This window comes from Rhizobium cauense, from assembly GCF_019511525.1.
GTDB lineage: Bacteria > Pseudomonadota > Alphaproteobacteria > Rhizobiales > Rhizobiaceae > Rhizobium > Rhizobium cauense.
Genome location: NZ_JAEUAT010000001.1, coordinates 477181 through 503036 on the forward strand (window position 1 = coordinate 477181; position 25856 = coordinate 503036).

24 protein-coding genes and 1 tRNA gene are annotated in these 25856 nt (G+C 61.1%); 13 read left to right on the top strand and 12 right to left on the bottom strand.

Annotated elements, in window-relative coordinates; genetic code table 11:
• The first annotated feature begins 8 nt into the window (after positions 1 to 8).
• From JNB88_RS02385 to JNB88_RS02415, 7 genes are all read left to right on the top strand, one after another.
• Positions 9 to 1514, top strand: a complete 1506-nt coding sequence (locus JNB88_RS02385) for a type II and III secretion system protein family protein (protein WP_220354143.1) — start codon at positions 9 to 11, stop codon at positions 1512 to 1514.
• 41 nt (positions 1515 to 1555) lie between these two features.
• The gene (locus tag JNB88_RS02390; protein WP_223217064.1) at positions 1556 to 2257 is read left to right on the top strand and encodes a CpaD family pilus assembly protein; all 702 of its coding nucleotides are present in this window, start codon (positions 1556 to 1558) and stop codon (positions 2255 to 2257) included.
• 18 nt (positions 2258 to 2275) lie between these two features.
• Entirely contained in the window at positions 2276 to 3553 is a 1278-nt protein-coding gene (locus JNB88_RS02395; RefSeq protein ID WP_220354145.1) for a CpaE/TadZ family protein, read from the top strand.
• A gap of 29 nt (positions 3554 to 3582) precedes the next feature.
• Positions 3583 to 5052: a TadA family conjugal transfer-associated ATPase gene (locus JNB88_RS02400; RefSeq protein WP_037130957.1), complete on the top strand. Its 1470-nt coding sequence runs from the start codon at positions 3583 to 3585 to the stop codon at positions 5050 to 5052.
• 5 nt (positions 5053 to 5057) lie between these two features.
• Positions 5058 to 6065 (top strand): type II secretion system F family protein, encoded by a 1008-nt coding sequence (locus JNB88_RS02405; RefSeq protein WP_220354146.1) that lies wholly within the window; start codon positions 5058 to 5060, stop codon positions 6063 to 6065.
• A 12-nt stretch (positions 6066 to 6077) separates the two neighbouring features.
• On the top strand, positions 6078 to 7061 hold the full coding sequence (locus JNB88_RS02410) for a type II secretion system F family protein (RefSeq protein WP_037130963.1): 984 nt from the start codon (positions 6078 to 6080) through the stop codon (positions 7059 to 7061).
• Positions 7062 to 7139: 78 nt separating this feature from the next.
• Positions 7140 to 7772, top strand: coding sequence for a LysE family translocator (locus tag JNB88_RS02415; protein ID WP_220354147.1), 633 nt, complete (start codon positions 7140 to 7142; stop codon positions 7770 to 7772).
• Position 7773: 1 nt separating this feature from the next.
• Here JNB88_RS02415 and JNB88_RS02420 read toward each other — a convergent pair whose 3' ends face one another.
• A complete protein-coding gene (locus JNB88_RS02420) occupies positions 7774 to 8598 on the bottom strand; it encodes a tetratricopeptide repeat protein (RefSeq protein WP_220354148.1) in 825 nt (274 codons plus the stop codon).
• A 141-nt stretch (positions 8599 to 8739) separates the two neighbouring features.
• Here JNB88_RS02420 and JNB88_RS02425 point away from each other — a divergent pair, with 141 nt between their 5' ends.
• From JNB88_RS02425 to JNB88_RS02435, 3 genes are all read left to right on the top strand, one after another.
• On the top strand, positions 8740 to 10128 hold the full coding sequence (locus JNB88_RS02425; RefSeq protein ID WP_220354149.1) for a leucyl aminopeptidase family protein: 1389 nt from the start codon (positions 8740 to 8742) through the stop codon (positions 10126 to 10128).
• 117 nt (positions 10129 to 10245) lie between these two features.
• On the top strand, positions 10246 to 10596 hold the full coding sequence (locus tag JNB88_RS02430) for a MarR family transcriptional regulator (protein ID WP_037130972.1): 351 nt from the start codon (positions 10246 to 10248) through the stop codon (positions 10594 to 10596).
• A gap of 10 nt (positions 10597 to 10606) precedes the next feature.
• Positions 10607 to 11464, top strand: a complete 858-nt coding sequence (locus JNB88_RS02435; RefSeq protein WP_220354150.1) for a C40 family peptidase — start codon at positions 10607 to 10609, stop codon at positions 11462 to 11464.
• Here the strand turns inward: JNB88_RS02435 and JNB88_RS02440 are convergent.
• The 9 genes from JNB88_RS02440 to purU all read right to left on the bottom strand — a co-directional run bounded on the left by JNB88_RS02440 (position 11457) and on the right by purU (position 23150).
• Positions 11457 to 12848, bottom strand: a complete 1392-nt coding sequence (locus JNB88_RS02440; RefSeq protein ID WP_220354151.1) for an amidase — start codon at positions 12846 to 12848, stop codon at positions 11457 to 11459. The genes JNB88_RS02435 and JNB88_RS02440 overlap by 8 nt on opposite strands.
• A gap of 31 nt (positions 12849 to 12879) precedes the next feature.
• Positions 12880 to 13746: an ABC transporter permease gene (locus tag JNB88_RS02445; protein WP_220354152.1), complete on the bottom strand. Its 867-nt coding sequence runs from the start codon at positions 13744 to 13746 to the stop codon at positions 12880 to 12882.
• Position 13747: 1 nt separating this feature from the next.
• On the bottom strand, positions 13748 to 14695 hold the full coding sequence (locus tag JNB88_RS02450; protein WP_220354153.1) for an ABC transporter permease: 948 nt from the start codon (positions 14693 to 14695) through the stop codon (positions 13748 to 13750).
• A 47-nt stretch (positions 14696 to 14742) separates the two neighbouring features.
• Positions 14743 to 16272, bottom strand: coding sequence for an ABC transporter substrate-binding protein (locus JNB88_RS02455; RefSeq protein WP_220354154.1), 1530 nt, complete (start codon positions 16270 to 16272; stop codon positions 14743 to 14745).
• Positions 16273 to 16422: 150 nt separating this feature from the next.
• Positions 16423 to 17343: a LysR family transcriptional regulator gene (locus JNB88_RS02460; RefSeq protein WP_220354155.1), complete on the bottom strand. Its 921-nt coding sequence runs from the start codon at positions 17341 to 17343 to the stop codon at positions 16423 to 16425.
• A gap of 18 nt (positions 17344 to 17361) precedes the next feature.
• Positions 17362 to 18393, bottom strand: coding sequence for a P1 family peptidase (locus tag JNB88_RS02465; RefSeq protein ID WP_220354156.1), 1032 nt, complete (start codon positions 18391 to 18393; stop codon positions 17362 to 17364).
• Positions 18394 to 18514: 121 nt separating this feature from the next.
• The gene (locus JNB88_RS02470; protein ID WP_037130987.1) at positions 18515 to 18709 is read right to left on the bottom strand and encodes a hypothetical protein; all 195 of its coding nucleotides are present in this window, start codon (positions 18707 to 18709) and stop codon (positions 18515 to 18517) included.
• Positions 18710 to 19230: 521 nt separating this feature from the next.
• Complete coding sequence (locus tag JNB88_RS02475) at positions 19231 to 22158, bottom strand: aminotransferase (RefSeq protein ID WP_220354157.1); 2928 nt, start codon at positions 22156 to 22158, stop codon at positions 19231 to 19233.
• Between the two features lie 107 nt (positions 22159 to 22265).
• Positions 22266 to 23150, bottom strand: coding sequence for a formyltetrahydrofolate deformylase (gene purU / locus JNB88_RS02480; RefSeq protein ID WP_220354158.1), 885 nt, complete (start codon positions 23148 to 23150; stop codon positions 22266 to 22268).
• 341 nt (positions 23151 to 23491) lie between these two features.
• On the opposite strand from purU, the gene JNB88_RS02485 reads away from it, so the two are divergent.
• Entirely contained in the window at positions 23492 to 23824 is a 333-nt protein-coding gene (locus tag JNB88_RS02485; protein ID WP_220354159.1) for a hypothetical protein, read from the top strand.
• A 160-nt stretch (positions 23825 to 23984) separates the two neighbouring features.
• Here the strand turns inward: JNB88_RS02485 and JNB88_RS02490 are convergent.
• Positions 23985 to 24071, bottom strand: a tRNA-Leu gene (locus JNB88_RS02490).
• A 175-nt stretch (positions 24072 to 24246) separates the two neighbouring features.
• Between JNB88_RS02490 and JNB88_RS02495 the strand changes: the two genes are divergently transcribed.
• Positions 24247 to 24675, top strand: coding sequence for a BA14K family protein (locus JNB88_RS02495; protein WP_220354160.1), 429 nt, complete (start codon positions 24247 to 24249; stop codon positions 24673 to 24675).
• 4 nt (positions 24676 to 24679) lie between these two features.
• Here JNB88_RS02495 and JNB88_RS02500 read toward each other — a convergent pair whose 3' ends face one another.
• Entirely contained in the window at positions 24680 to 24976 is a 297-nt protein-coding gene (locus JNB88_RS02500) for an Rdx family protein (RefSeq protein ID WP_037115172.1), read from the bottom strand.
• Positions 24977 to 25093: 117 nt separating this feature from the next.
• Between JNB88_RS02500 and JNB88_RS02505 the strand changes: the two genes are divergently transcribed.
• Positions 25094 to 25837 (top strand): type 1 glutamine amidotransferase, encoded by a 744-nt coding sequence (locus JNB88_RS02505; protein WP_220354161.1) that lies wholly within the window; start codon positions 25094 to 25096, stop codon positions 25835 to 25837.
• Positions 25838 to 25856: the final 19 nt, after the last annotated feature.

Below are 25856 nucleotides of genomic sequence, written 5' to 3' on the forward strand. Positions count from 1 at the left end.
AAATGGGAATGGGCAATTCGAAGCGCCATATGAAGCCCTTGCTGGCAGGGTGCTTGTCCTTCGCAATCGGTCTTACAGGCACCGCGCCGGGCTTTCTCGCTCCGGTCCTCGGCTCGAGCGCCGCATGGGCCAACTCCGACGGCATGGTCACGATCACTCAGACGGGACCGGGCGCGCACCGCAGCCTCAAGCTCGGCTTGAAGAAGGCGATCGTCGTCGATCTGCCAGCCGACGCCCACGATATTCTCGTCTCCGATCCCTCGATGGCCGATGCCGTTACCCGCAGTTCACGCCGTATCTACCTCTTCGGCAAGACGGTCGGTCAGACGAACATCTTCATTTTCGGCGCCGATGGTCAGCAGATCGTCAGCCTCGACATCGCAATCGAACGTGACGTCAGCGGCCTCGAAAAGAACCTCCGACGCTTCATTCCCGACTCCAATATCAATGTGGAGATCGTCTCCGACAACATCGTGCTGACCGGCTCGGTCCGCACACCGCAGGATGCGGCCCAGGCGGCCGACCTAGCCCAGGTCTTCCTGAAGGGCGGGGAAGCAACGACACGCACCGAAACCGCGACCGGTTCGGGCGGCGACAGCTCGGTGGCGCTGTTTGCCGAAAATCGCCAGACGTCCCAGGTGGTCAACCTCCTGCAGATCCAGGGCGAAGATCAGGTTACCCTAAAGGTGACTATCGCCGAAGTACGCAGGGAAGTGCTGAAGCAGCTCGGCTTCGACAATCTGGTCTCGAATTCGGGCGGACTGACTGTCGCGCAACTCGGCTCACCTAGCGCCAGCGGGGCAGCGGCGACAATCGGCGGCGGTCTGGCTGCACTCTTCAAGAGCTCGATCGGGAAATACGATATCTCGACCTATCTGAGCGCGCTTGAGCAGGCGAAGGTGGTCAAGACGCTGGCCGAACCGACGCTGACGGCGATTTCCGGGCAGGCCGCGACGTTCAATTCCGGCGGTCAGGTCCTCTATTCCACGACCGATAACGATGGCAATACGACGATCGTTCCTTATAACTACGGCATCAATCTCGCCTTCAAGCCGGTGGTGCTTTCTTCGGGCCGCATCAGCCTGGAGATCAGGACGAACGTATCAGAGCCTGCGCCGTCAGTCTCAGGTTCAACACCGACCTATCAGCGTCGTGCGGCAGAGACATCCGTGGAGCTTCCCTCCGGCGGCTCGATCGCGCTTGCCGGTCTGATCCGCGACAACGTCTTGCAGACCTCGAACGGTACGCCTGGCGTCAACAAGATCCCGCTGCTCGGCACGCTCTTCCGTCAACGCACGGTCGAGCGCGATGAGACCGAGCTGGTGATCATAGCAACGCCCTATCTCGTCCGCCCGGTTGCCCGCAACCAGCTCAACCGCCCCGACGACAACTTCAGCCCCGAGAACGACGCTTCGGCTTTCCTGATGAACCGCGTCAACAAGGTCTACGGCGGCCGCGAGATGCCGGTGGCCGACGCTCAATTCCATGGTTCCATCGGGTTCATCTACAAATGACCCAAGCAGGATCAGCGATAGCACAACACAGAGATCAGCCGATGGCCCGCAAGCACAGCACCGCGCATCATTCCCGCCTTTCGAAGTCGCTTCTGACCGCGGTTGCCATAGCGGCCGCCTTGCTTTCCGGCTGCGCCTCCCACGACCAGCTGACGACCGGCGGCATTCCCGACGACTATCGCCAACGCCACCCGATCGTGGTTGCCGAAGCCGAACAGTCTGTGGATATTCCGGTGGCTTCGACCGATCGCCGCCTCAACGTGGCCCAGCGCGACGTCATTCGAGGCTTTGCACAGAACTATACGGCGCGGGCAACCGGGCCGGTCTATCTGCTGACGCCCGAGGGATCGCCGAATGCAGCCGCGGCACGCCAGCTGCGCGGCCAGGTGCGCGCCGAACTCTCGGCACGTGGCGTCGCCAGTACAAAGATCGTCAACAGCACCTATCCGGCGAATGGCATCGGAGATGCGGCTCCGATCCGCCTGACCTTCGTCGGCACGACGGCGATGACCTCACAGTGCGGTCAATGGCCGAGAGACATGATCAACGATTTCAACAACCAAAACTACTACAACTTCGGTTGCGCAACGCAGAACAACCTCGCCGCACAGATCGCAAACCCCGAAGATCTGATCGCACCTCGCGGCATGACGCCGATCGATGCAACGCGTCGCAATGCGGCGATCAAGGAGTATCGCGAGAGGACAACCACCATCGAAGACGTTGGCTCCAGCACCTTCTGATCAGTTTAGGACCGAACGATGAGTACAGTCGAATACGAGATCAAGAATACGATGGAGCTGCGCAACGCCGAGGAAGCGGTCCGCATGGCCGAACTCGAGAACATGCGTCCGCTGCCTCGCATCTCCGTGCACGCCTTCTGCGAGAGCGAAGAGTTGCAGCGCGTCATGGAGCGTTGCGGCAACGACCGCCGCATGTCGAAGGTCGGCCTACGGATCACAAGCGGCGGCATCGCAGCCGCTGCCAACATGTTCGCGACCGCGCCAACGCCCAACCTGATCATTCTCGAAACGAAAGCGGGAGCTTCCAGCCTGCTGAGCGAGCTCGCGCCGCTTGCCGCCGTCTGCGACCCTTCCACCAAGGTCATTATCGTCGGCTATTACAACGACATCGCGCTCTACCGCGAACTCGTGCGCAACGGCATTTCCGAGTACATGGTTCAGCCGGTCGCGATGCCCGACATCATGACGGCAATGGCCACCATCTTCGTCGACCCCGATGCGGAGCCGCTTGGCCGCAGCATCGCCTTCATCGGTGCCAAGGGCGGCGTCGGTTCCTCGACGATCGCCCACAATTGCGCATTCGGCATTTCCAATCTGTTTTCGACCGAAACGATCCTGGCCGACCTCGACCTGCCCTATGGTACAGCCAACATCGACTTCGACCAGGATCCGACCCAGGGCATTGCCGAGGCGGTCTATGCGCCTGACCGTCTCGACGAGGTATTTCTCGATCGCCTGCTGACCAAATGCTCCGAGCACCTGTCTCTGCTTGCCGCTCCCTCGCTTCTCGACCGAGCTTATGATTTCGAGGGGCAGGCCTTCCAGCCGGTTCTCGAGGTATTGCAGCGAAACGCTCCCGTCACCGTGCTCGATGTGCCGCATGTCTGGTCCGAATGGACGCGCTCAGTGCTTGCGAGTGTCGACGAGGTTGTCATCTGCGCATCCCCTGATCTTGCCAACCTGCGCAACGCCAAGAACATGATGGACGCGCTGCGCAAGATGCGACCCAATGACAAGATGCCCCACCTGATCCTCAATCAGGTGGGCATGCCGAAGCGACCGGAGATCAGTCCGTCCGACTTCTGCGAGCCGCTGGAGACGGATCCGATTGCGATCATTCCGTTCGACGCCAATCTCTTCGGAAACGCCGCCAACAGCGGCCGAATGATTTCGGAGATGGATGCGAAGTCGCCGACTGCCGAGACGTTCTCGCAGATATCGCACATCGTGACCGGACGGATCGCCGTCAAGAAGGCAAGGAAGGGCGGGTTGCTCGGCTTGCTGAAGCGCAAATGACGCCCGCCAAGAGTGGATTGGATTAAGGCATGTTCGGAAAACGCGGAAACGAGGGCTTTGGCAAGACGGGCGGCACGATCGCGCCGCCGCCTCCCCCTGTCCAATCCTCGCCGTCAGCGCCCGCTGTCCTGGTCGAACCGCAGCGTGAACCTTCACGCCAGCAGGTTTCGCCACCGCCGATGCAGACCCCGCAGCGCAAGCGCCCTGCCCGCACCGAGGAATACTACGAAACCAAGGCTCAGGTCTTCTCGGCGCTGATCGATACAATCGACCTTTCGCAGCTCGCCAAGCTCGACGGAGAAAGCGCGCGCGAAGAAATTCGCGATATCGTCAACGATATCATCACGATCAAGAACTTCGCGATGTCGATCTCCGAGCAGGAGGAACTGCTCGAGGACATCTGCAACGACGTTCTCGGCTATGGCCCGCTCGAGCCGCTGCTTGCACGCGACGACATCGCCGACATCATGGTCAACGGCGCAGGCCAAACCTTCATCGAAGTCGGCGGCAAGACGATCGAGTCCGAGATCCGCTTCCGCGATAATTCGCAGCTCCTTTCCATCTGCCAGCGTATCGTCAGCCAGGTGGGTCGCCGCGTCGACGAATCGAGCCCGATCTGCGACGCACGCCTCCCCGACGGTTCCCGCGTCAACGTCATTGCACCGCCGCTGGCTATCGATGGACCGGCTCTCACGATCCGCAAGTTCAAGAAGGACAAGCTCACCCTCGAGCAACTCGTTCGTTTCGGCGCCATTACGCCCGAAGGGGCGACGCTACTGCAGATTATCGGCCGCGTTCGCTGCAACGTCGTCATTTCGGGCGGTACCGGCTCCGGCAAGACGACGCTGCTCAACTGCCTCACCCGCTACATCGATGTGGACGAGCGCGTCATCACTTGCGAGGACACGGCCGAACTGCAGCTGCAGCAGCCGCATGTGGTGCGTTTGGAAACCCGCCCGCCGAACATCGAAGGCGAAGGCGAGATCACCATGCGCGATCTCGTCAAGAACTGCCTGCGTATGCGACCGGAACGGATCATCGTCGGCGAAGTGCGCGGACCGGAGGTTTTCGACCTTCTCCAGGCGATGAACACCGGCCATGACGGCTCCATGGGCACGATCCACTCGAACTCGCCACGCGAATGCCTCAGCCGTATCGAGTCGATGATCGCCATGGGCGGCTTCACGCTGCCGGCAAAGACAGTGCGCGAAATCATCTCCGGATCGATCGACATCATCGTCCAGGCGGCGCGTTTGCGCGATGGTTCGCGTCGCATCACGCAGATCACCGAAGTGATCGGAATGGAAGGTGACGTCATCATCACCCAGGATCTGATGCGCTACGAAATCGAAGGTGAAGACGCGTCCGGCAAGCTGATCGGCCGGCACAAGTCGACGGGCATCGGCAAGCCGCACTTCTGGGACCGCGCCCGCTACTTCAACGAGGAGAAGCGCCTCGCTGCGGCACTCGACGAAATGGAAGCGAAGTCCAAGGATTAAATGAGATGTTCGGGTTCGATCCTGTCGTGTTGGCTATTATCGTCCTTGCCGCTGTCGCGGCTGGTGCGGTGTGCTATGGCCTGCTTTTCACGCGGATCGAGACCGACAAGAAGTCGGCCAGCCGAGTCAACCGGGTTGCATCGGCAGAGGCTGACAAGGCGAGCGTCAAGGCTGCCCGCGACCGAGTCCAGGAGATGTCGAAGCGCCGCAAATCGGTGCAGGACAACCTCAAGGATCTCGAAAAGCGCCAGCAGGAAAACACCAAGAAAAAGCTGTCCTTGAAATCGCGGCTGACCCAGGCTGGTCTCGCGATCACGCCGGGACGCTTCTACACGTTCAGCGCCATCTTCGGCTTCGTGCTGATGTTCGTCGCTTTCCTGGCTGGCGCACCTCTCATGGTCGTGCTCGGCCTGCCCATTGTCGGCGGGCTTGGCCTGCCGCGCTGGGTGCTGGGCTTCCTGATCAAGCGCCGCCAGAACAAGTTTCTCGACGAATTTCCCAATGCCCTTGACGTCATCGTGCGCTCGATCAAATCCGGCCTGCCGTTGAACGATGCCATCCGGCTCATCGCCAATGAAGGCAAGGATCCCGTGAAGAGCGAATTCCGGCGGGTGGTCGAATCGCAGCAAGTGGGTCTCAGCGTGCCTGATGCCTGTGCACGCATGACAAATCATATGCCACTGCAGGAAGTGAGCTTCTTTGCCATCGTCATCGCGATCCAGTCGCAGGCGGGCGGCAATCTTTCGGAAGCGATCGGCAACCTGTCGAAGGTCCTGCGCGACAGAAAGAAAATGAAGGCGAAGGTCAAGGCGCTGTCGATGGAAGCAAAGGCGTCCGCCGTCATCATCGGCGCGTTGCCGTTCATCGTCGCGACGCTCGTCTATCTGACGTCGCCCGAATACATGCTGATCCTGTTTACCGACCCGCGTGGGCACCTCATCATGGGCATTTCGGCCGTCTGGATGTCGATCGGCATCTTCGTCATGCGCAACATGGTCAATTTCGACATCTGATGGAGACTGGCGATGTCATCTGATCTCGCGACCAAACTGACAGATCCCTCCATGCTGATCGCCGTGCTTGTGGCGATCGCGGTATTTGCCAGCCTCTATACGATCGCAGTTCCCTTCTTCGAACGCGGTGACCTCAACAAGCGGATGAAGGCGGTGTCAACCGAGCGCGAACTGATCCGTGCCCGCGAACGAGCACGGATGAGCGCCGACGCTGGCGGGAAGGCCTCGCTTCGTACCCAGAACAACCGGTCCGTCCGCCAGATCGTTGAAAGGTTCAACCTTCGTGAGGCGCTGGTTGACGAAAACACAATGAACAAGCTGCGTGCCGCCGGTTTTCGTTCGGAAAACGCGCTGAACACGTTCCTCGTCGCCCGCTTTCTGTTGCCGTTCCTGTTCTTTGGCCTTGCGATTTTCTGGGTTTTCGGGCTCGACAACCTGGCCGACAAGCCGACACCCATCCGCTTCCTGGTGACACTGGGGATCGCCTATGTGGGCTTCTATGCGCCGAACATCTTCATCTCCAATCGCATGTCGAAGCGCCAGCACTCGATCAAGCGCGCCTGGCCGGATGCACTCGACCTGATGCTGATCTGCGTCGAATCGGGCATTTCGATCGAGGCGGCCATGCGTCGCGTATCGGAGGAGCTTGGCGAGGCCTCGCCACCACTGGCCGAGGAAATGGTTCTGACGACAGCCGAGCTGTCTTTCCTGCCCGATCGTCGCGTAGCACTCGAAAATCTCGGCACGCGCACACAGATTCCCCTGGTGCAATCGGTCACCCAGGCACTGATCCAGGCGGACCGCTACGGCACGCCGATTTCACAAGCGCTGCGCGTCCTCGCTCAGGAAGGCCGCGACGACCGCATGAACGAGGCCGAGAAGAAGGCTGCGGCACTGCCGCCGAAGCTCACCGTTCCGATGATCCTGTTCTTCCTACCTGTCCTCGTCGCCGTCATTCTTGGGCCGGCCGGCATTCAGGTGGCGGACCGCTTCTAAGCGCTGCAGGGGCTGGCCATTTCCGCGGAACGTACATAGAGTCCCGGCCCATCTTCATTAGTCTACCGGAGCCCGACGGTGTCGTGCGCAAGCATCTTCCTGAGTATTGTCGCCGCCCTATCGATCGGGGCAATGAGCCCCGGTCCAAGCTTCGTCCTCGTCTCCCGCATTTCGATGTCGCGGTCGCGTCTCGATGGGCTTGCGGCTGCGCTCGGCATGGGGATTGGCGGCGTCGCCTTCAGCATGCTGGCGCTGGCGGGATTGACGGCACTGCTCTCGCAGTTCGAATGGCTCTATGTGGCGCTGAAGGTGGCCGGTGGGATCTATCTGGTCTACATCGCCTTGATGATCTGGCGCGGCGCAAGCAAGCCCATCCAGGTTGGCGACGCGGGGACCGACAATCGAGCACTCCTGCGAAGCTTTGCCACCGCCCTCTTCACGCAGATCAGCAATCCAAAGACGATTGTCGTCTATGCGAGCATCTTTGCGGCGCTGCTGCCGAAGACGGTTCCGCTCGGTCTCTTTTTGGCGGTTCCGGTCGGCGTGTTTTTGGTTGAAGCCGGCTGGTACGCTGTTGTGGCGCTCGCGTTCTCGGCACGGCATCCAAGACGGCTGTATCTGGCTGCGAAGGCATGGATCGATCGCCTGGCCGGCACGGTCATGGCCGGCCTCGGTGTTCAGCTCGTCACATCAGGAATTGCCGGCCGCTAGGTCAGTTCGTGCTTGTGGGTGCGCTGCTGTCTTTCGCGGCGAGCTTTTGCCATGAGTTCTGCTGCGACAGCATCGAGCGCAGGTAGGCAACGTTGGCGTCGGCCTGCTGTTGCGAGAGCTCTTCGCGCGCAATCTTTTCTGCCTCCGGGAACCGGCCCTGGAGGCCGACGACGAGTGCCAGATTCTGACGGACCCGGCTATCGGCCGTCGGCTGGCCGGCCGCCTGGCGCATATAGGTCTCGGCCGTGCGGAGATCTCCGGTCAGCACGTAGGACATGCCAAGGTTTGAAAGGATCGATGCCTCGCCCGGTTGAATGTCGAGCGCCTCGCGGTAGCGCTGGCGGGCTTCGGCGGAGCGTCCAAGCTGATCAAGGATGGCGCCTTCGGCCGATGCCAATTTCCAATCAGGACGATCAGGCGTCTGTGCGCGGCCGATCGTGTCGAGCGCCTGCTGCAATTGGCCGGCTGCGGCCTGGGCTTTTCCGTAGGCTGCCAGAACGTTTCGATCGTTCGGGTTGGCGATCGCAACCTGTTGCATAACGGCAAGCGCCTGCGCATCCCGGCCCTGCATGCGCAGGAGGTTGGCGTAGTTCACGCCATTGACGGCATCGCGCGGGTTCTTTTCGTAGGCCTGTCCGACACGGTCGGTCGAGCTGCGCAGCTCGGCTTCGTTCATCGTTTCGACCGGCTTCGTGAGGGTCGGTATCGATCCCGTCGTCATCCGATCCTTGGTCGTCGTGCAGCCGGCGAGTACCAGCACGACGAACGCCGTCGCAGCGCCCTGAAAAACACGGGTTTTGAACAGAGTATTGGCCGAAGCAGGCATTGTGCGTCCCTGAAATCCGAAACGGCGCCTGACCTCAAAGCGGAACAGGGAAAGGTTTTGACGCAATCTTCACTCCAGCAATAGTCTGTTAACCCTAACAGACCGTTAAGATGCGATTCCCGGACGCCGCGAAGGATAAACATGGCACCCTATCAGTTCATCGAGAGACCGACCCCGTTCAACAACAAGGGCGGCTCGACCCTGCCGATCTTTGCCGTCACTCCGGCCCATATTGAAACGGGCACGATCGATCCAATCGCGCTCGATTGGGCAAAGAAGGCGGGCTACAAGGCCGAGAGCGGCTCGCTGCTATTGATCCCGACGGAGGAAGGCCATCTTGGCGGTGCGCTGTTCGGACTCGGCACCAATCCGTCCGAGCAACCCTACATCACCGGCAAGCTTGCACGCACGCTGCCGGCTGGCGACTGGCACATCGAAACGGCGCCGCTGACGGCAAACCGCCTTTCGCTCGGCTTCGGGCTCGGCAGCTATCGCTTCGACCGGTACAAATCGGAGAAGGCGACCGCGCCGACGCTGATGATCCCTCGCGATGCCGACGGTGCTGACATCAAGCGGCAGCTGGCCGGCGTCTTCCTGGCGCGCGACCTCATCAACACGCCAACCAACGACATGGGGCCGAACGAGCTGGAAGCCGCCTTCCGCGGCCTGGCGGCCCATTACAAGGCCGAGATCAATGTCGTCAGCGGTGACGACCTCAGGCAGAACTTCCCGCTCGTCCATACCGTAGGCCGCGCGAGCGCCGATGCACCGCGTCTGCTCGAAATGCGCTGGGGCAAGAAGGGTCACCGCAAGATCACGCTCGTAGGCAAGGGCGTCTGCTTCGACACGGGCGGCCTCGACATCAAGCCGGCGTCCTCGATGCTGCTGATGAAGAAGGACATGGGCGGCGCGGCGAATGTCATGGGCCTGGCGCTGATGATCATGGACGCCAAGCTAAAGGTCGATCTCAGGGTGATCGTTCCTGTCGTCGAAAATTCGATTTCGGCGAATGCCTTCCGCCCAGGTGACATCTACCGCAGCCGCAAGGGGCTGACCGTGCAGATCGACAATACAGATGCAGAAGGCCGGTTGATCCTGGCAGATGCGCTTGCCTATGCCGATGAGGATGCGCCTGACCTTTTGATCGACATGGCGACACTGACCGGTGCAGCCCGCGTCGCGCTCGGCCCCGATCTTCCGCCGTTCTTCACGGACGACGCCGAACTTGCCCAGGAGTTGACCGAAGCAAGTCTCGAGACAGACGATCCGCTCTGGCAGCTGCCGCTTTACGCCGGTTACGAGAAGGATATTCGCGCCAAGTTCGCCGATATCACCAACGCCCCGGCAGGCGGCATGGCCGGTGCGATCACCGCAGCCCTGTTCCTCAAGCGCTTCGTCTCCAACACCACGAGCTGGGCGCATTTCGATATCTATGGCTGGGCGCCATCGGAACGACCGCACTCCCCTGGCGGCGGCGAGGCACAGGCTATTCGCGCGCTTTACCACCACATCCGGCAAAGCGTGCGTTGAGCGCCGATCGTTAAAATTTTATTCACCGTGACGGGCGGCAAAATTTGCCGCCCCATTGCGTCGTACTGTGCACTGCCGGAAAATGGAACGCGGGCGTAACGAGTTTCCGGAGGATCCATGCCGATCGAACTGACGGCTTCGCAGGCACTGGGCCTGTGGCATGGTGTGACGCTCGATCAGGTCAGGCTCGATGATCGCGATTTGACGTTGCGCCAGATGGCGATCCTGCTGCATATCTATCTGGTGCCGCCGCCACACACCGTGCGCGGACTGGCGGCGACGCTCAACGTGACCAAGCCTGTCATCACCAGGGCGCTGGATACGATGGGCGACATGGGTCTGGTCGACCGCGTGCGCGACGAACGCGACCGGCGCAACGTCGTGATAAAGCGCACCGTTGGAGGCGCGCTTTATCTGGAAAAGCTTGGCGATCTCGTTCGCGACCAGGGTCGCCGCCTGACGCCGTGAAAGGAATGAGATGACAATGCTCGATCGCCGCCTGCATGCCTACCGAGCGGACCTTGCCGAAACAGGGCTGGAAGGCCGGGTCGAGGCTCTTCGTTTCGTTGCCGGGACGCCGGCGCGCGTGGCCGTACCGGTCATCGGGCTGCGCCCGGAGCCTGATCTTGCCAGGGGAATTGATACCGAGCTGCTTCTCGGCGAAGATGTGACCGTGTTCGACCGTGCAAACGGCTGGTGCTGGGTCAAGGCCGCTTCCGACGGCTACGTCGGCTATCTGCCGGACACCGCCCTGTCGGACACGCAAGCTGTACCGACACATATCGTCACGGTCCAGCGGACGTTCCTCTATCCGGAGGCGGAGCTGCGCAAACCCTATAAGACCGTTCTTTCCATTGGCAGCAGGGTGCGGATCGTTGGCGAGGCTGAAACACGCGGCAATCGTTATGCGATGCTGGAAGACGGCACGGCGATTTTCGCCAAGCACGTGCAACCGATCGGTGCGGGTGAAGGCGGCGACTATGTTGACATCGCAACCCGGTTTCTCGAAACGCCCTATCTCTGGGGTGGTCGCTCCGGTCTTGGAATCGATTGTTCAGGCCTTATCCAGCTTTCGATGCTGATGACGGGGCGAAGTGCGCCACGGGACACCGACATGCAGTCGGCAAGCCTCGGCGCACCGGTCGACCGCTCGGAGCTACGGCGCGGCGACCTGGTTTTCTGGAAGGGGCACGTTGCCGTTCTCGAAGATCCGGAAACCATCGTTCACGCCAACGGGCATACGATGACGGTGGCTCGAGAGAACTTCGAAGACGCGATCAAGCGCATCGGCTGGCTCTACGAACAGCCGACAGGCTATCGCCGTCCGATCATCTAACCGGCGGCTTCGGCCACGCGCTGATCCCGCCTGTCCAGCTTTCGAAAGCCTTCGAAAGCCGCAGTACACGCATGTCATCAAAGCGCGGCCCGACGATCTGCAATCCTATCGGCATTCCAGATCGCGAGAAGCCGCAATTGATCGACGCGGCGGGCTGTTCCGACATATTCCACGGTACCGTGAAGCAAATGTGCTCGAAGGGCAGCGCCGGATCGTTCGTCGGCGAAGCCCATTCCGCGGGGTAGGAGACGATGGGGTTGGTCGGCGAAATCACGGCATCCAGCTGGGTAAACAACCTGCCGCAGCTCTTGCGCATTTCGATCGTCTGATTGAAGCCCCTGATAGCATCGGCGCCATTGATGGAAGCGCCGCCTACGGCCCAGGTGTAAATATAGGGCAGGATGCTGTTTCGGCGCTCCAAGCTCAGATTTTCGATATCGCCCCAGAAGCGAGCGCGCCAGAACTTGTCCAGCCCATCCAGCATCTCGCGCGTCAGAACGGGCTGAACCGGGATGACAATCGCGCCCGCCTCTTCAAATCGCCGGGCCGCAGCCTCGACCGCGATCCGCACCTCATCGTCGAGCGCAAGGCCGCAGCCGGCATCGAGCATCAACCCGATTTTCAAGCCACGTACGTCGATATCGAGATCCAGCCAATCTAGATCGTTCGGCGGCAGGCTTGTGCCATCCCGCCAATCGGGGCGCGACAAGGTCTCCATCGCATAGGCGGAATCCTCGACGGTCCGCGTCATCGGTCCAGCGCAGCGGCCGACATAGAACGGATCGACGGGAATGCGGCCATGGCTCGGCTTGAAACCGAAAGTGCCGGTCCAACCTGCAGGCAGGCGCACCGAACCGCCGATGTCGGTACCGACATGCAGGGGACCATACCCCGCTGCAGCCGCAGCCGAGGCGCCGGCACTCGAGCCTCCGGGATTTTGTGTCACATCCCAAGGATTGCGGCTCAGGTGATGGAAACTCGAGAGGCCCGAGGAGAGCATGCCATAGTCCGGGCAGGTGGTCTTTGCAAAGATCACCGCGCCGTCCTCGCGAAGCCTTGCCGCCGCCGGCGCATCCTCTGTTGCAGGCTGCAATTCGGTCGCCCGCGTCCCGAGTGGTACCGGCTGCCCCTTGGTGGCGATCAACTCCTTCAGTGTCGTCGGAATACCATCGAGCGGGCCAAGCGTGGTGCCTTTCATCCATCTGTCGGTCGAAGCGTGCGCCTGCTTTCGCGCCGCCTCCGGGTCGTAGGCGTAGAGGGCGCAGATCGCAGGCTCCCACGCTTCGATGTGCTGCTCCAACGCCAGCCAGTATTCTAGCGGAGACAGGCTCCGATCGGCAAAGCGCCGCTTCAGTTCACGGATGGTCAGGTCTGTTTCCGACATGGCACTCTCGTCCGGGCATGAGGTTTCTAAACTAGCGGCGGCTCGCCTCGCGCGGATCGAGCATGTCGCGCAGCCCGTCGCCAAGCATGTTGAAGCCGAAGACGCAGAGCGCGATGGCAAGCCCCGGCAAGATCGCCAGCCACGGCGCCAGCGCCAGGTAGGTTTGTGCATCGGCGAGCATTCGGCCCCAGGTTGGAGCGGGTGGCGCAATCCCGAGGCCAAGGAAACTGAGGCCGGCCTCCGTCAGCACCGCCAGCCCTAGCTGGATCGTCGCCTGAACGATGATCTGGCTCATGATATTCGGCAGCACATGGCGCACGGAAATCGTGAAGCGGCTGTTTCCGATGGCGCGAGCGGCGAGCACATAATCCCGGCTCCACGCCTGTGAGGCGGTCGCCAGCGTGACCCGCGCGAAGACCGGGATCATGAACGTCGCGATGGCAATGATAGCGGTGAGCCTGCCCGGCCCGAGAAAGGCTCCTAGCATCATCGCCGAAAGGATCGGCGGCAGCGCAAAGACGACGTCGCAGGCCCGCATCAGCAGAGCTTCAAATGTTCCCCGTACGGCGGCGGCCGAGATACCGGCGATCGAACCCAGCGTTCCGCCGATTGCAACCGCGGCAATGGCGATCGAAAGCGAGTTCCAACACCCGACCATCATCATCGAGAGGACATCCCGGCCAAACTGGTCAGTGCCGAGAATGCCGAACGCGAAAGGCGGCTGCAGCTTGTGAATGATCTGCATCTTCGCCGGCGGCAGCGGCGTCCAGACCAGCGACAACAGCGCAATGGCGACGAGAAGCAGGATGATGCCGCCGCCGACCACGAGATTCGTTCTCCGGCTAATTTCGAAACGCCGGCGCCTGAGACTGACTTGTTGGGATGTGATGGGCGTCATGTCAAACGCCCTTCCGCAGCCGTGGATCGATTGCCAGATGGGACAGATCGACAAGGAAGTTCATGACAATCACGAGCCCGGCAAAGAACAGCACCACATCCTGCATGACGATGATGTCACGCTGCGACAACGCTTGATAGGCAAGCCGACCGAGACCCGGAAGATTGAAGACGTTCTCGACCAATACAGCACCCGCGACCAAGAAGGTGAACTGAAGACCGAGGATCGTCAGAACGGGAACAAGGGCATTCGGAACCGAGTGACGCCAGAGCACGCGTTGTGCCGAGAGCCCCTTGGCCACAGCGGTTCGAGTGAAATCCTCGTGCAGGGTCTCCAGCACGGCGGAACGTGTAACGCGCGTGAGGACGGCCGCCTGCGGCAAGGCAAGCGCGACGGCGGGCATGAGAAGTGCCTTCAGCGCGGGCCAAATGCCAGAACTCCACCCTGGGAATCCGCCGGCCGGCATCCAACCAAGTGCCGACGAAAACAGCATGATCAGCAGCAGCGCCACCCAGAAACCGGGAACGGCGATGCCGATCTGAGAGAAGATCGAAGCAATCACGTCGGGCACGCCGCCGCGATGCGATGCTGCAAGAACACCGAGGGGTATAGCGATGACAACGGAGAGGACGATTGCCACAAGTGCCAGGGGCAGCGTCACCGCCAGCCTCTCAAGGATCAGCCCGGCCACCGGGACGCCATAGGTGTAGGATTGGCCGAGATTGCCGCGCAGCACCCCGGCCAGCCATTCGCAATAGCGCCACAGCAGCGGCTGATCGAGCCCGAGTTCATGGCGCAAGGCGGCGAGCGTTTCCGGCGAAGCCGACGTGCCGAGCATGATGGAAGCGGGATCACCCGGCAGCAGATCCATCACGGCAAAAATCAACAGCGAAACGACAGCGAGCGTAACGATGAGACCAGCGAGGCGACGGGACAGAAGCGCTATCATTTCACGTCCGGTTCTACTCGCCGCCTCACCATCTCATTCACCCGCAATCAGTCTTCCCAGGAGACGTTCGTCAGGACGTTCGACGGAATGGGCTCGTTCTCCCACAGACCCTTCAGTTTCTTGTCCCAGACGCCCAGCTTGGGCATAACGAAGAGATAGAGCGCCGGAACATCCTCGGCCAGAATCTTCTGGGCATCGCCGTAGATGCTGGCCTGGGCCGCCGGATCCGAGGTTTCCTGCAGCTTCTTCATCAGCGCGTTGAAAGCCGGATTCTTGTAGTTGAAGTAGTAGGGGTCGCGTGCGTAGATGTCGATGTCGAGCGGTTCGGCGTGGGCGACGATTGTCATCTCGTAGGCGCGGTCCTTCATGACGTCCTGCACCCACTTGGCTGGAAACTCGGTCGGCTCGATGTTCATCGTCACGCCGATTTCGGCGAGCATTGCCTGCATGACCTGTGCGCTTCGTGGCGCATAGGCCATTTGCGGCGACTTGATCGTGAAGGTGAAGCCGTTCGGATAGCCGGCTTCGGCAAGCAGTGCCTTGGCCTTTTCGGGATCGTAGGGCAAGACATCGGTGAGATCGACATAGCCGGGATCGTTCGGCGTGTAGTGGCTGCCGATCGGCGTGCCGAGCCCTGACCAGGCGCCATCGATGACCGTCTTGCGGTCGATTGCCATCATCAGCGCCTGGCGCACACGCTTGTCGTCGAAGGGCTTCTTGGCGTTGTTCATGCCGGCCACGACCTTAAGCTCGGTGTTGCCGATCTTGGTCGCAAGCTTTGCGTCACCATCAAAGGAGCTCATCAGTTCCGGTGCCGCGAATTCCGGAATGGCGTCGACGTCACCCGACTTCAGTGCCGCCGCCTGGGCCTGCGGATCGGCGATGAAGCGGAAGGTCACTTTATCGAGCTTTACCGCGACGTCCTTGTTCCAATAGTCGGGGTTCTTTTCCAGCTCGACCTTGTCGCCCTTCGCCCAGTTGACGAATTTGAACGGACCGGTGCCGACAGGAGTCGTCTTGTCTGCCGCTGCAGACTTCGGGCCGACCATGACGGATGCTGGCCAACCGAGCCAATAGAGAAGGCTTCCAGTCGGCGCGGAAAGCTTGAGGACGAGCGTTTCCGGGTCTGGCGTCTCGATGGAAGCAATAGAGGCGAAGAAGCGCTTTTGCGGGTTCACCGAGTCGGCTCCGCGGGCGCGGTCGAGCGCGAATTTCGCAGCAGTCGAATCGAAGGACTCGCCATCGTGAAATTTGATACCGGCTTGCAGCTTGAACGTATAGGTGAGGCCGTCAGGAGAGACGTCCCAGCTCCTGGCGAGCTGCGGTTGCACCTTGCCGGCCTCGTCAATCGCAACAAGCCCTTCGAAGACGTTCTGCCAGGTCACCTGACCGATTGCGACGGGAGCGGCGATCGTCGGATCGAGGCCCGTCGGTTCCACAGTCATGCCGAGGGTCAGCGTGGTTTTGGCTGCTTCCGCTGGGCTAAGTCCAAGCAAGACAAGGCCGACGGAAGCGGCCGCGCCGAGATAAAGTCGCCGAACAAGCCGCGCCGACGGCGCGCGCGAAACCATGATCATTCTGTTCCCCTGTCTGGCCGCCGCCGCAGCAACGACCTTTTAAGCGCTAAGGTGTCATTGCCCGAGTGCACACACAATGACAATTATGTGTTCTCAGTGTAGCCGAAAGTGCTACACTCGAAGAGCGGTCCCGAGCAAGTCTCCGTGGCACTAATCTTTTGGCCGCGAACCTGCAGCAGCGCGCTCGCGCATGAACCGCTCGATAAAATCGACGAGTTTCGTTGCCGCGAAGGAAAGCTGGCGGTCAGGGGCGACACAAAGATCGACATAGGTGCGTATCGCGCTCTTGCCGGCCAAGGGAATGGCGCGGAGTTGCCCTGCCTCGATCTCGCGGCGGACAGCCAAAGCGGGCAGCAGCGTAACCGCCGCACCGCTCAAAACCAGCTCCTTCAGCATTTCGAGTGAGCTGGTAACGAACACCGGCTCGACATCCAAGCCCTCTTTCTCGACGCGGGCATCGAAGGCCTGGCGAAAGCTGAAGGACTGATCGGGGAGCGCCAGGGAGTAGTCGGCAATATCCTTCAGCTGAATCTCCGACCGATCCGCGGCGGCGTGTGCCGGGGCAACGATCAGATCATAGGCGATTTCCGAACGCAGCCGTACTTTCGTGCCGGAGAGTGGTGGTGCGAACAGCGTTACGGCGATATCGGCCTCGGCGCCATTGACTGCTTCGATTGCCTGCCGTGCGCTCGTTATCGCGACCTCGAAACGCAGCTTCGGATATTTCAGGCTGAACTCGGCCAGCGCCGGGGCAAGCAGATTGGCAACGGTGGCACCGTTGGCATAAATGTTGACCTTGCCGCGCTGCAGCCCTTTCAAGTCCTCGATGAGCTGACCGACATGATCGAGTTCGCGAAGCGTGCGCCCCGCACGCGCCGCAAGCAACTCGCCTGCCGCCGTCAATTTCACACCGCGGGCGCTGCGCTCCACAAGCGGCGCGCCGAAGTGATACTCGAGATTCTCGATCTGCCGGCTGATCGCCGTCGGGGCAACGTTCAGATTCTCCGCAGCCTGGCGCATGGAGTTGGTACGCACCAGCTCGTCGAAATACATCAGGGCACGGATCTGCATGTTATGGTCTCCGCCGCTTCAGGCAATATCGCCCTGTTTAGGCGATATTGCGCGATCCGGGTAGCGGTCTCGCCAGGCTTGCTGCGCGCCAGGAACTGGGAGCGCGGTTGCCTCGTAGACGCCACGCGCGACGGCGCGCGCCAGTACTGTCGTGGCAAAGTGGCAAAGTTCGAGAAAGACGGGTAGATCGGGTCGCTGCTTCCTGCCGGTGGAGGCGGCAAATACGGTATCGCCGTCCAGTGGCAGATGAGCTGGCAGCAGGGCGCGTGCGAGGCCGTCATGCGCCATGATCGCCAGCCGGTGTGCCTCCTGCTTGGTCAGGTCGGCATCGGTAACAATTGCGGCGATCGTCGTCGCTGTGGTGTTCATGCCCTTCAGCCGCATGCGGGTATGGTCCTCGGTAATCGGCGCTGGCAAGCCGAGGCCGCCGAACTCTTGGTTCTGCTCGAACGGTGCCGACCAGAAATGCGGCCCCTCTCCCACAGTCGCCGACCCGAGAGCATTGACGGCAACGATCGCCGCAATTCTCAGGCCGGCACTCGTCTCAGCGCTTGCCGAACCGAGCCCGCCTTTGAACGTCGCCGTCGTCGCGCCCGCGCCCGCACCGACAGTTCCAAGCGCAAAGCGCCCCTTCGCCGCCGCCTTGAAAGCCTCGTAGCCCATGTCGCGATAGGGCGACTGCACGCCCCAGTCTTTGTCACCGCCGTTGAGAAGGTCCATCAGGATTGCCTGGGGAACGATCGGCACCCTGACATCCCCGACGGGGAAGCCACGGCCGGCTTCGCGGAGACCCGCCTGAACGCCGCCTGCCGCGTCGAGACCGAAGGCAGAGCCGCCGGAAAGAACGAAGGCATCGACGGCACCGACCGTCATCGAAGGATCGAGGAGCGCCGTGTCGCGACCGCCGGGTGCGCCGCCCAGCACGACGCCCGAGGCCGTTGCGGGCTCATCGAAGATGATGGCGGTCACGCCGGAGCCCAGCGTCAGATCCGTCGCGTTTCCAATGGAGACGCCTTCAATATCGGTGATCAGATTGAACACGCGCACCATCCTCGTTCAGCCAAGAGCGCGCGATAGGACCGCAATGGCGGTCAAAAGACAAGACCGGCCTCACCTCTGGGTAAGACCGGTCTGAAATCTGTCAGGGCTGGTTAAGCCACGCCTCATGCAGTCAGGCATGGAGGGGCTTCGGGTGACGGCGGGTCATCAGGTCATGGATGGCAAGCTTCACTTCCGCCGGTGAGCTGAAATGCTGCTCGTCCAGGTCGTGAACGTGAAACTTCACTGCAATGAACTTCAACCGGTTCTCATCCGGGATGACGATCCCGACGGGAACGCCTGCATACTCGATTACTTCTTTTTTCATGCGTAGAACTCCTGCCGCGCGGTATGCGCTGGCGATGGCGAATTGACTTGTCTGATTCCGGTAAGGGGTGGACGAAGGTCACATTCGACAGTTCGGGCGGGAGAGGGCGCCCGGACGGTCATTGCTAAGCACCGATCGCCCAAGGAAATTGGCGAGAGTATCGATATCAGTCATGTCTCGTTCCTTTCTTTGGCGTTGCGCTTGCTTGAGGCCCTGGCGATGCAGGACCGGCGATGACTGCGCTATTAATCTACTTTATTGGTAGACTATAATGCGCAATCTACCAGAAACATATTCCGAAACGTGTCAAAATATCGACCATTCGGAAAATTTCATTCCATCACACTCGAATTGCCTACAACAACTATACCAAGTCTTTATGCAATTCGCGTGACAGTCCGAAGCTCTCTTTCGATCACGGAGCAGACATAGGAAGTGCTGCTGATTCCGGCAATGGTGCATTTGATTAAAAAGTGCAAAGCCGCGAAATGACCGAAATGGTTAATGCCGCGGAATACGGCCTACCACCCCTCAGAGAGCACCTTTTCCAGCGTCTCGACGAAGAAATCTGCACTCTCCGGAGAGAGGCAGAGAGGCGGCTTGATCTTCAACACATTCAGGTGATCGCCGGTCGGCTGCATCAGGACGCCGAGATCGAGAAGCCGGCCGCAGATTGCCGCAGTCTCTTCTGTGGCCGGCTCGAGCGTCGTTCTGTCGCGGACCAACTCGAGGCCGAGATAAAGCCCCATGCCATGCACGGCGCCGACGATCGGGTAGCGCTCGATCAGTGCAACGAGACGACCCTTGAGATAGTCACCGACGCTGCGTGCGTTCTCCTGAAGCTTTTCGTCAGCCATGATATCGAGCACGGTCATGCCGACCACGCAACTGACGGGACTGCCGCCGGTGGACGAGAAGAAATAACCCTCTTTCTCCAGCGATTCGGCGATGGCTTTAGTCGTAATCACAGCGCCCAGCGGATGCCCATTTCCCATGCCCTTGGCGATCGTGATGATATCGGGGACGACACCCTGCTGCTCAAAGCCCCAGAAATGATGCCCAAGCCGTCCGTAGCCCACCTGCACCTCGTCGGCGATGCAAACGCCACCACGAGCGCGGACCTGCCCATAGACACCGGCCAGGTAACCGTCCGGCAGCGATATGCCGCCAGCATTCCCGTAAACCGGTTCCGCTATGAAGCCCGCCAGACCCTCACCCTTTGCATCGATGGCCTCAAGGGCTGCAAAGACGGCGTCCAGATAACCCGTTGCTGATTCCGAACCGCGGAACGCACCGCTGTAGGTGTTTGGCGAGAGAACGGCATGCACCCAGTCTGGCCGTGTCGTCAGGGCCTGCGGATTGTCGGCGATTGAGGTTGAAACAGCATCGCTCGCGACCGACCAGCCGTGATAGGCCTCAAGCAAGCAAAGCGTCTGCCTGGCGCCGGTATGAGCCCAGGCGAGCCGCAGCGCGAGATCGTTCGCCTCCGACCCGCTGTTGACAAGGAAGACGGTATCCAGCCCCTCAGGGGCAAGGGATGCGAGGCGCTCCGAGAATTCGGCGATGGCGGCATAGTGGAAGCGCGAATTGGTGTTCAATCGCAACCATTGCTCGCTGATCGCTTCGGCCAGGCGCGGGTGGCCATGACCAAGCATGGTGACGTTGTTGAGCATATCGAGGTAGGCACGGCCCTCGACATCAAACATATGCTCCTTCCAGCCGCGCTCCATCTGCGGCGCCGCCCGGTAGTAATTCTTCTGCGGCTTTGCGAGATGGGCCTGCCGGAGCGTGAACAGCTCCGCCGAGCGCGGCTTCGGGGCATTCACGTCGGGGCCAAGAAAGGCGGTAGGTGACGGGCATAGCTCCGACCAGGCGTCCGCTTCCTCGGGCGCGCAAAACAGCGGAGGCTCGTTCGCCGGCAGGGTGGAGAGCTGCACGCGCAACCCTCCAAGAGATCCGTCTTCACCGGACACAGTCCCGATCGGCTGCCCTGCCTCTACCTCCGCTTCATCCTCAAGCGAAGGCTCGATTCCGTCGAGATGCAGGCTGATACCCTCGCCCGCCAGGATGAAATGGTGATTCTTCCGACTCACCCTCCCGGCAAATGGAGCCGCAATCATGCTGCCGCCTGCCAGGCAAATGTCGGAATGCAATGTGAAGGTCGAAGACGCCGTGGCGCTATTTAGTCTCGCCCGCGACAATCGGTATTCGCCGTAGCGCGTTGCCGCCGTGCCGGTCTCGGCGGCCGCGCGGGCAAGCAGCCGCCAATCCATGTCGGCCTGCGACCAGTTGCCCGCAGCGAAATGTGGGCTCTGGACACCGAGGTCAACGAAAGAAATGGTCGCTGTGTCGACATCGGGCAAAAGCGGTTGCCAGCCCTCCGTCGACAGCGGGGGAACTCCCGCGCCGACCGCCTTGAGGACGGCGATCTCCATGAATTCATAGGGAACAGAGACGGCGGCATCGAATATTCGGCGCTCCAACTCGAGATTGCCGCGAACATAGTCGTTCTCCGGGTCGATCGAGATCTGCTGCTCGCTGCTGGCGACAAGGATGACCGCGCGAGCAACGACCAGAGGCCAAAGGGCGCGCAGCTCCTCTTCCGTGAGCGGATAGACCTCATGATAGGCCTTCACGGCAGGCAGAATGTAGAGCGGGTTGCCGTCAGCCTGATGCAGCAGCGAGGCACAGGTGACCGCCAAGTCCCCGATCAGCCAGCCGCGGATGATATCACCGAAATCGATGACGCCGGCGGGAACCAAATGGCCACGCTCGTCGCGACGACTGACGACGTTGTCACCGGTCACGTCGTGATGCACGGCCTGCAGACGCAAGGACGGCGCGAGCGGCTGGATTCGCCGCACGGCTGATACCATCGTCTTGGCGATGCGATCGCGTGCTGCGCTATCGGTGATCGCCGATAGCAGTTGCACGGCAACCGGCCCGGCACGGCGCAAATCCCATTGCAGGCTGCGATCAAGACCGGGATGCGTGAAATCGGCAAGTGACTGCGCCAGACGGGCGCAGAGGGCTCCAAGTGCAGCGACCGACTCCGTCGGCAAGTGCTTGCGATGCGTCAGCCCCTCGCCTTCCAGGTATTCCAGCAAACGAACCTGGTAGGTCTGGTCGCGGACAGTCACAGCGACGATGTCCTGCCCGTCGCTCGACGGGATGACCCGCGGGACGCGTGGCGCACCCTCCTTCATGCTGATGTGATGGATCGCGGCGTTCTGTGCCTCGAGCTCCAGCGTCTCGTAGGCCACGTGGCATATCTTCAGCACATAGCGATGCTCGCCCGTGTCCAGGCGGTAGGTGCGATCCTGCTGGCTGCCGAGTTCGGCGATCGTTCCCGACAGGCCATAACGCGACTGAAGAATGTCGCCGGCTTCCGCGGCCGTCACGTCAGGGCGTGGCAAGGTCGCGCGATCGGCAGGCGTCTCGTCAGTCATGGCATCCCCCGCGGCATGATTCGATTGTGCAGACTAAGCAGATAATCGAATCGTTACCATCGGCAAGCGAGTAGGTCGCTCCCGCAACCGCAACTCCGCCACTGCGATCAGCCCATGCGCTCCGAGGCGTAGCTGCCAGGGCTTGCCGGGAAGACGATGGTGCGGTTGCCGTTCAGGAAGACACGGCGATGGATGTGAGCATGGATGGCGCGAGCCAGCACCTGGCTTTCGACGTCGCGGCCGATGGAAACATAGTCTTCGGCGCTCTGGGCGTGGGTGATGCGCGCCGTGTCCTGCTCGATGATTGGACCTTCATCGAGATCCGCGGTGACGTAGTGCGCGGTCGCGCCAATCAGCTTCACGCCGCGCTCGTAGGCCTGCTTGTAGGGGTTGGCGCCCTTGAAGCTCGGCAGGAACGAGTGATGGATATTGATGATCCGGCCGGACATCTTGCGGCACATTGCGTCGGAAAGAACCTGCATGTAGCGGGCGAGGACGATCAGCTCGGTGCCGGTCTGATCCACGAGGTCGAGCAGCTGGGCCTCGGCCTGAGGTTTGTTTTCCTTGGTCACCTTGATGTGGTGGAAGGGAATATCGTGGTTCACCACCACCTTCTGATAATCGAAGTGATTGGACACCACGCCGACGATGTCGATCGGCAGCGCGCCGATCTTCCAGCGGTAAAGCAGGTCATTCAAACAGTGACCGAAGCGCGACACCATCAGCAGCACCTTCATGCGGCTGTCGCCAGCATGGACTTCGGCATTCATGTCGAACTTCTCGGCGACCGGCTTGAAGCCTTCCTTGAGTGCAGCAAGGCCGACGCCCTCTTCCGAAATGAAGCTGACGCGGGTGAAGAACTTGCCGGTATCGAGGTCATCGAACTGCGAGGAATCGATGATGTTGCAGCCCTGATCCGCCAGGTAATTCGCAATCGCCGCCACGATCCCGCGCGTCGACTTGCACGTCACCGTCAATACATAGCTCGTCATCTGTTCCGTCCTTCTCGCGCCGCCTGTCGGTCGGCTGCTTAGATCAAAGCGAAAGTCACGGATAGATCACCGCGCCTTCATTCATGCAACCATCTTGAGAGCAGCCATCAGAAGCTTGCAGGTTCTTAGCGTCTCTTCGTCGCATCAACTTACGACAGAGCACGTAGAATTCCGTTCCGCTTGCGTCGTCAAGACGCGTATCCCCGCCGTGGCGGCAGTACGGCTCGCCGCGGACGAGGTCACGTTTTCGAGATCGGAGCCTGCGGAATGAGCAGCTCGCTTGATGCAAACGATGGGCGCGCCTACATCGACAGAAGAGAGATCAATTCGGATCCGGCAAAATGCGGTTCGCAAGAGCGTTGTCGATAGCCTTGGCAGCCGGCGCAGGCCTGGCGCCGGCCGCGAGCCATGCCGCGGACTGGCAGCGCGCCGGCCAGGTGCCGGCACAATCGGCCTATCCCTACGCCAACCTGCCGGGCGTCAAGGCACAACCGGACCCGAAGGACGAGGAACAATACAGTTGCCGGACGGAAACACGGCCGCTGCGGCGTTCCTATGACAAGATCTTCCGGACCGGCGGCCTGCCGACCCTCGTCTATGTCTGCGATCGTGACGGCGTGGAAAGCGTCGGGACGCAGGTGCCGTTGCGCGGGCACTACCAGCCGGTTCGCTGAACGTGAGTGAGACATCAAGGTAAGGGCGGAGGCTGATGCACCTCAAAGGGGCGCTGTCATGACCGCAATCAGCGGCCCGATCAAAGCCGTTACCGGCGTTGATGATACTTTTAAACAGGAAGCCGTTGGTACCGGCTTTCACTCTGATTTTGCTTGGGAATGGTGCCCAGAAGAGGACTCGAACCTCCACACCCTTTCGGGTACCAGCACCTGAAGCTGGCGCGTCTACCAATTCCGCCATCTGGGCGACGGAGAGCCATGTACGGGGGTGGCCTCTTGCTGTCAACAGGGTTTTTGAAGTTTTCCTGACAGCCCGCAAAAAAGTTCTTGATGAGTGCGTATGTTGATGGCGGTGCAATCTGAGACGGCGGTAGCGGTCGGCGCGATCCGCCCTATATGTATCGGCAAGAAAGGATCGTTCGATGCCCGGGCTTCACAATCTTTGTCTGATCGCGTTCTTCTCCGTGCTGCCCTGCGCCGCGTTTGCGATGCCGCTTGGCGCCCTTTCACCCGTTGCCCGCGAATCGGACATCGTCCGCGTGGGGTCGACGATGTGCGATGCACGCGGCTGCTTCACCTTTGGGCCGGTACAGTCGTTTCGTCCGTCCTATGTGCAGCCGAATTACCGGCCGCCGATCAACACTGGCCCGACCTACTATCGGCCGGGAGCGCGGGGGCCCGCACCACTTTATTATGACCCGCCGCCCGTGCGCACGGTGCAGCCGCAAGCACAGGGACGAAAGTTCCATGTGGAATGGTGCCGTAACCAATACCGCAGCTACAATCCGAAGACCGACCGGTTTGTGACTTTCGAGGGCATCTACAGGACCTGCAATTCGCCGTATGACTAGTGGCTCAGCTTTCCAGTGACGCTCGATCGACATGACCGAGATCGCGGCCGGGCTCGATGATGTCGCGCACGCGCTGCTTCAATTCCTTCGGGCCGGGAAAGCCGCCATCGCGCTTGCGCTCCCAGATGAGATCGCCATCCACCCGGATTTCGAAGTTGCCGCCGGTGCCGGGAATGAGCGCTACTTCGCCGAGGCTGTCGGTGAAGGTCTGCAGAAGTTCCTGCGCCATCCAGCCGGCGCGCAGCAGCCAGTTGCATTGGGTGCAGTAGAGGATCGTCACGCGGGCTTTCTTGTCGCTCATGTCAGGGCTTCCTTTCATCATCCGATTTAAGAACTGCCGAAGCGTGGCGCAATCCATATTGCAATCAGGAAGCGCTTGGTGTTCCTCTCCGGGTCGAAGATCGCAGAGGAGATGCCGATGCGGGTCGCCGTTATCGAGAACATGAAAAGCACGCCGCTCGGCTCGCTGGGAACGGCGCTCTCGGAGGTTAATGCCGAGGTTGAGCGCTTCCGCCCTTGGATCGACGGCAAGCTGCCCACAGGCAGTGCCGATCACGACGCGCTCGTGGTGCTCGGCGGTGAGCAGAATGCGATCGATGACGCCAACTATCCCTATCTCCCAGCCCTTGCGCAGTTGATGCGGGACTTCGCCGAGGCTGACAAGGCCGTGCTCGGCATCTGCCTCGGTGCGCAGATCCTGGCGCGCGCCTACGGTGCGGAGAACCAGCTGAATGCCAGACTGGAGTTCGGCTGGCACTCAGTCAGCAAGTCCGTCGAAGGTCAGACCGACCCGCTGCTTTCCGGGCTTGCGGACGACTTCACCACATTCCAGTGGCACAGCGATACGTTTACACTGCCAATTGGCGCCACGCGTCTCGCCGCCAGCAATCTCGCGCAGAACCAGGCGTTTCGCATTGGCCGCGCAGCCTATGGCACGCAGTTTCATTTCGAGGCCAGCGCATCTGTCATCGATAGCTGGAAGGGCGAGTTTGCCGCTTCCATCGAGCAGATGGAGCCCGGCTGGCATGAACGCTACGAGGCGCTTGCCGCCGCCCATGCCGCGGCCTGGGATGCGAGCGGCCTCGCAATCGGGCGCAACTGGGTGCGCATGATCCGAGCGGAAGCGCGGTTGGAACTCAAGGGAGCCGTCGCCAGCCGCTAAGCCGGCGACGCTGATTTTG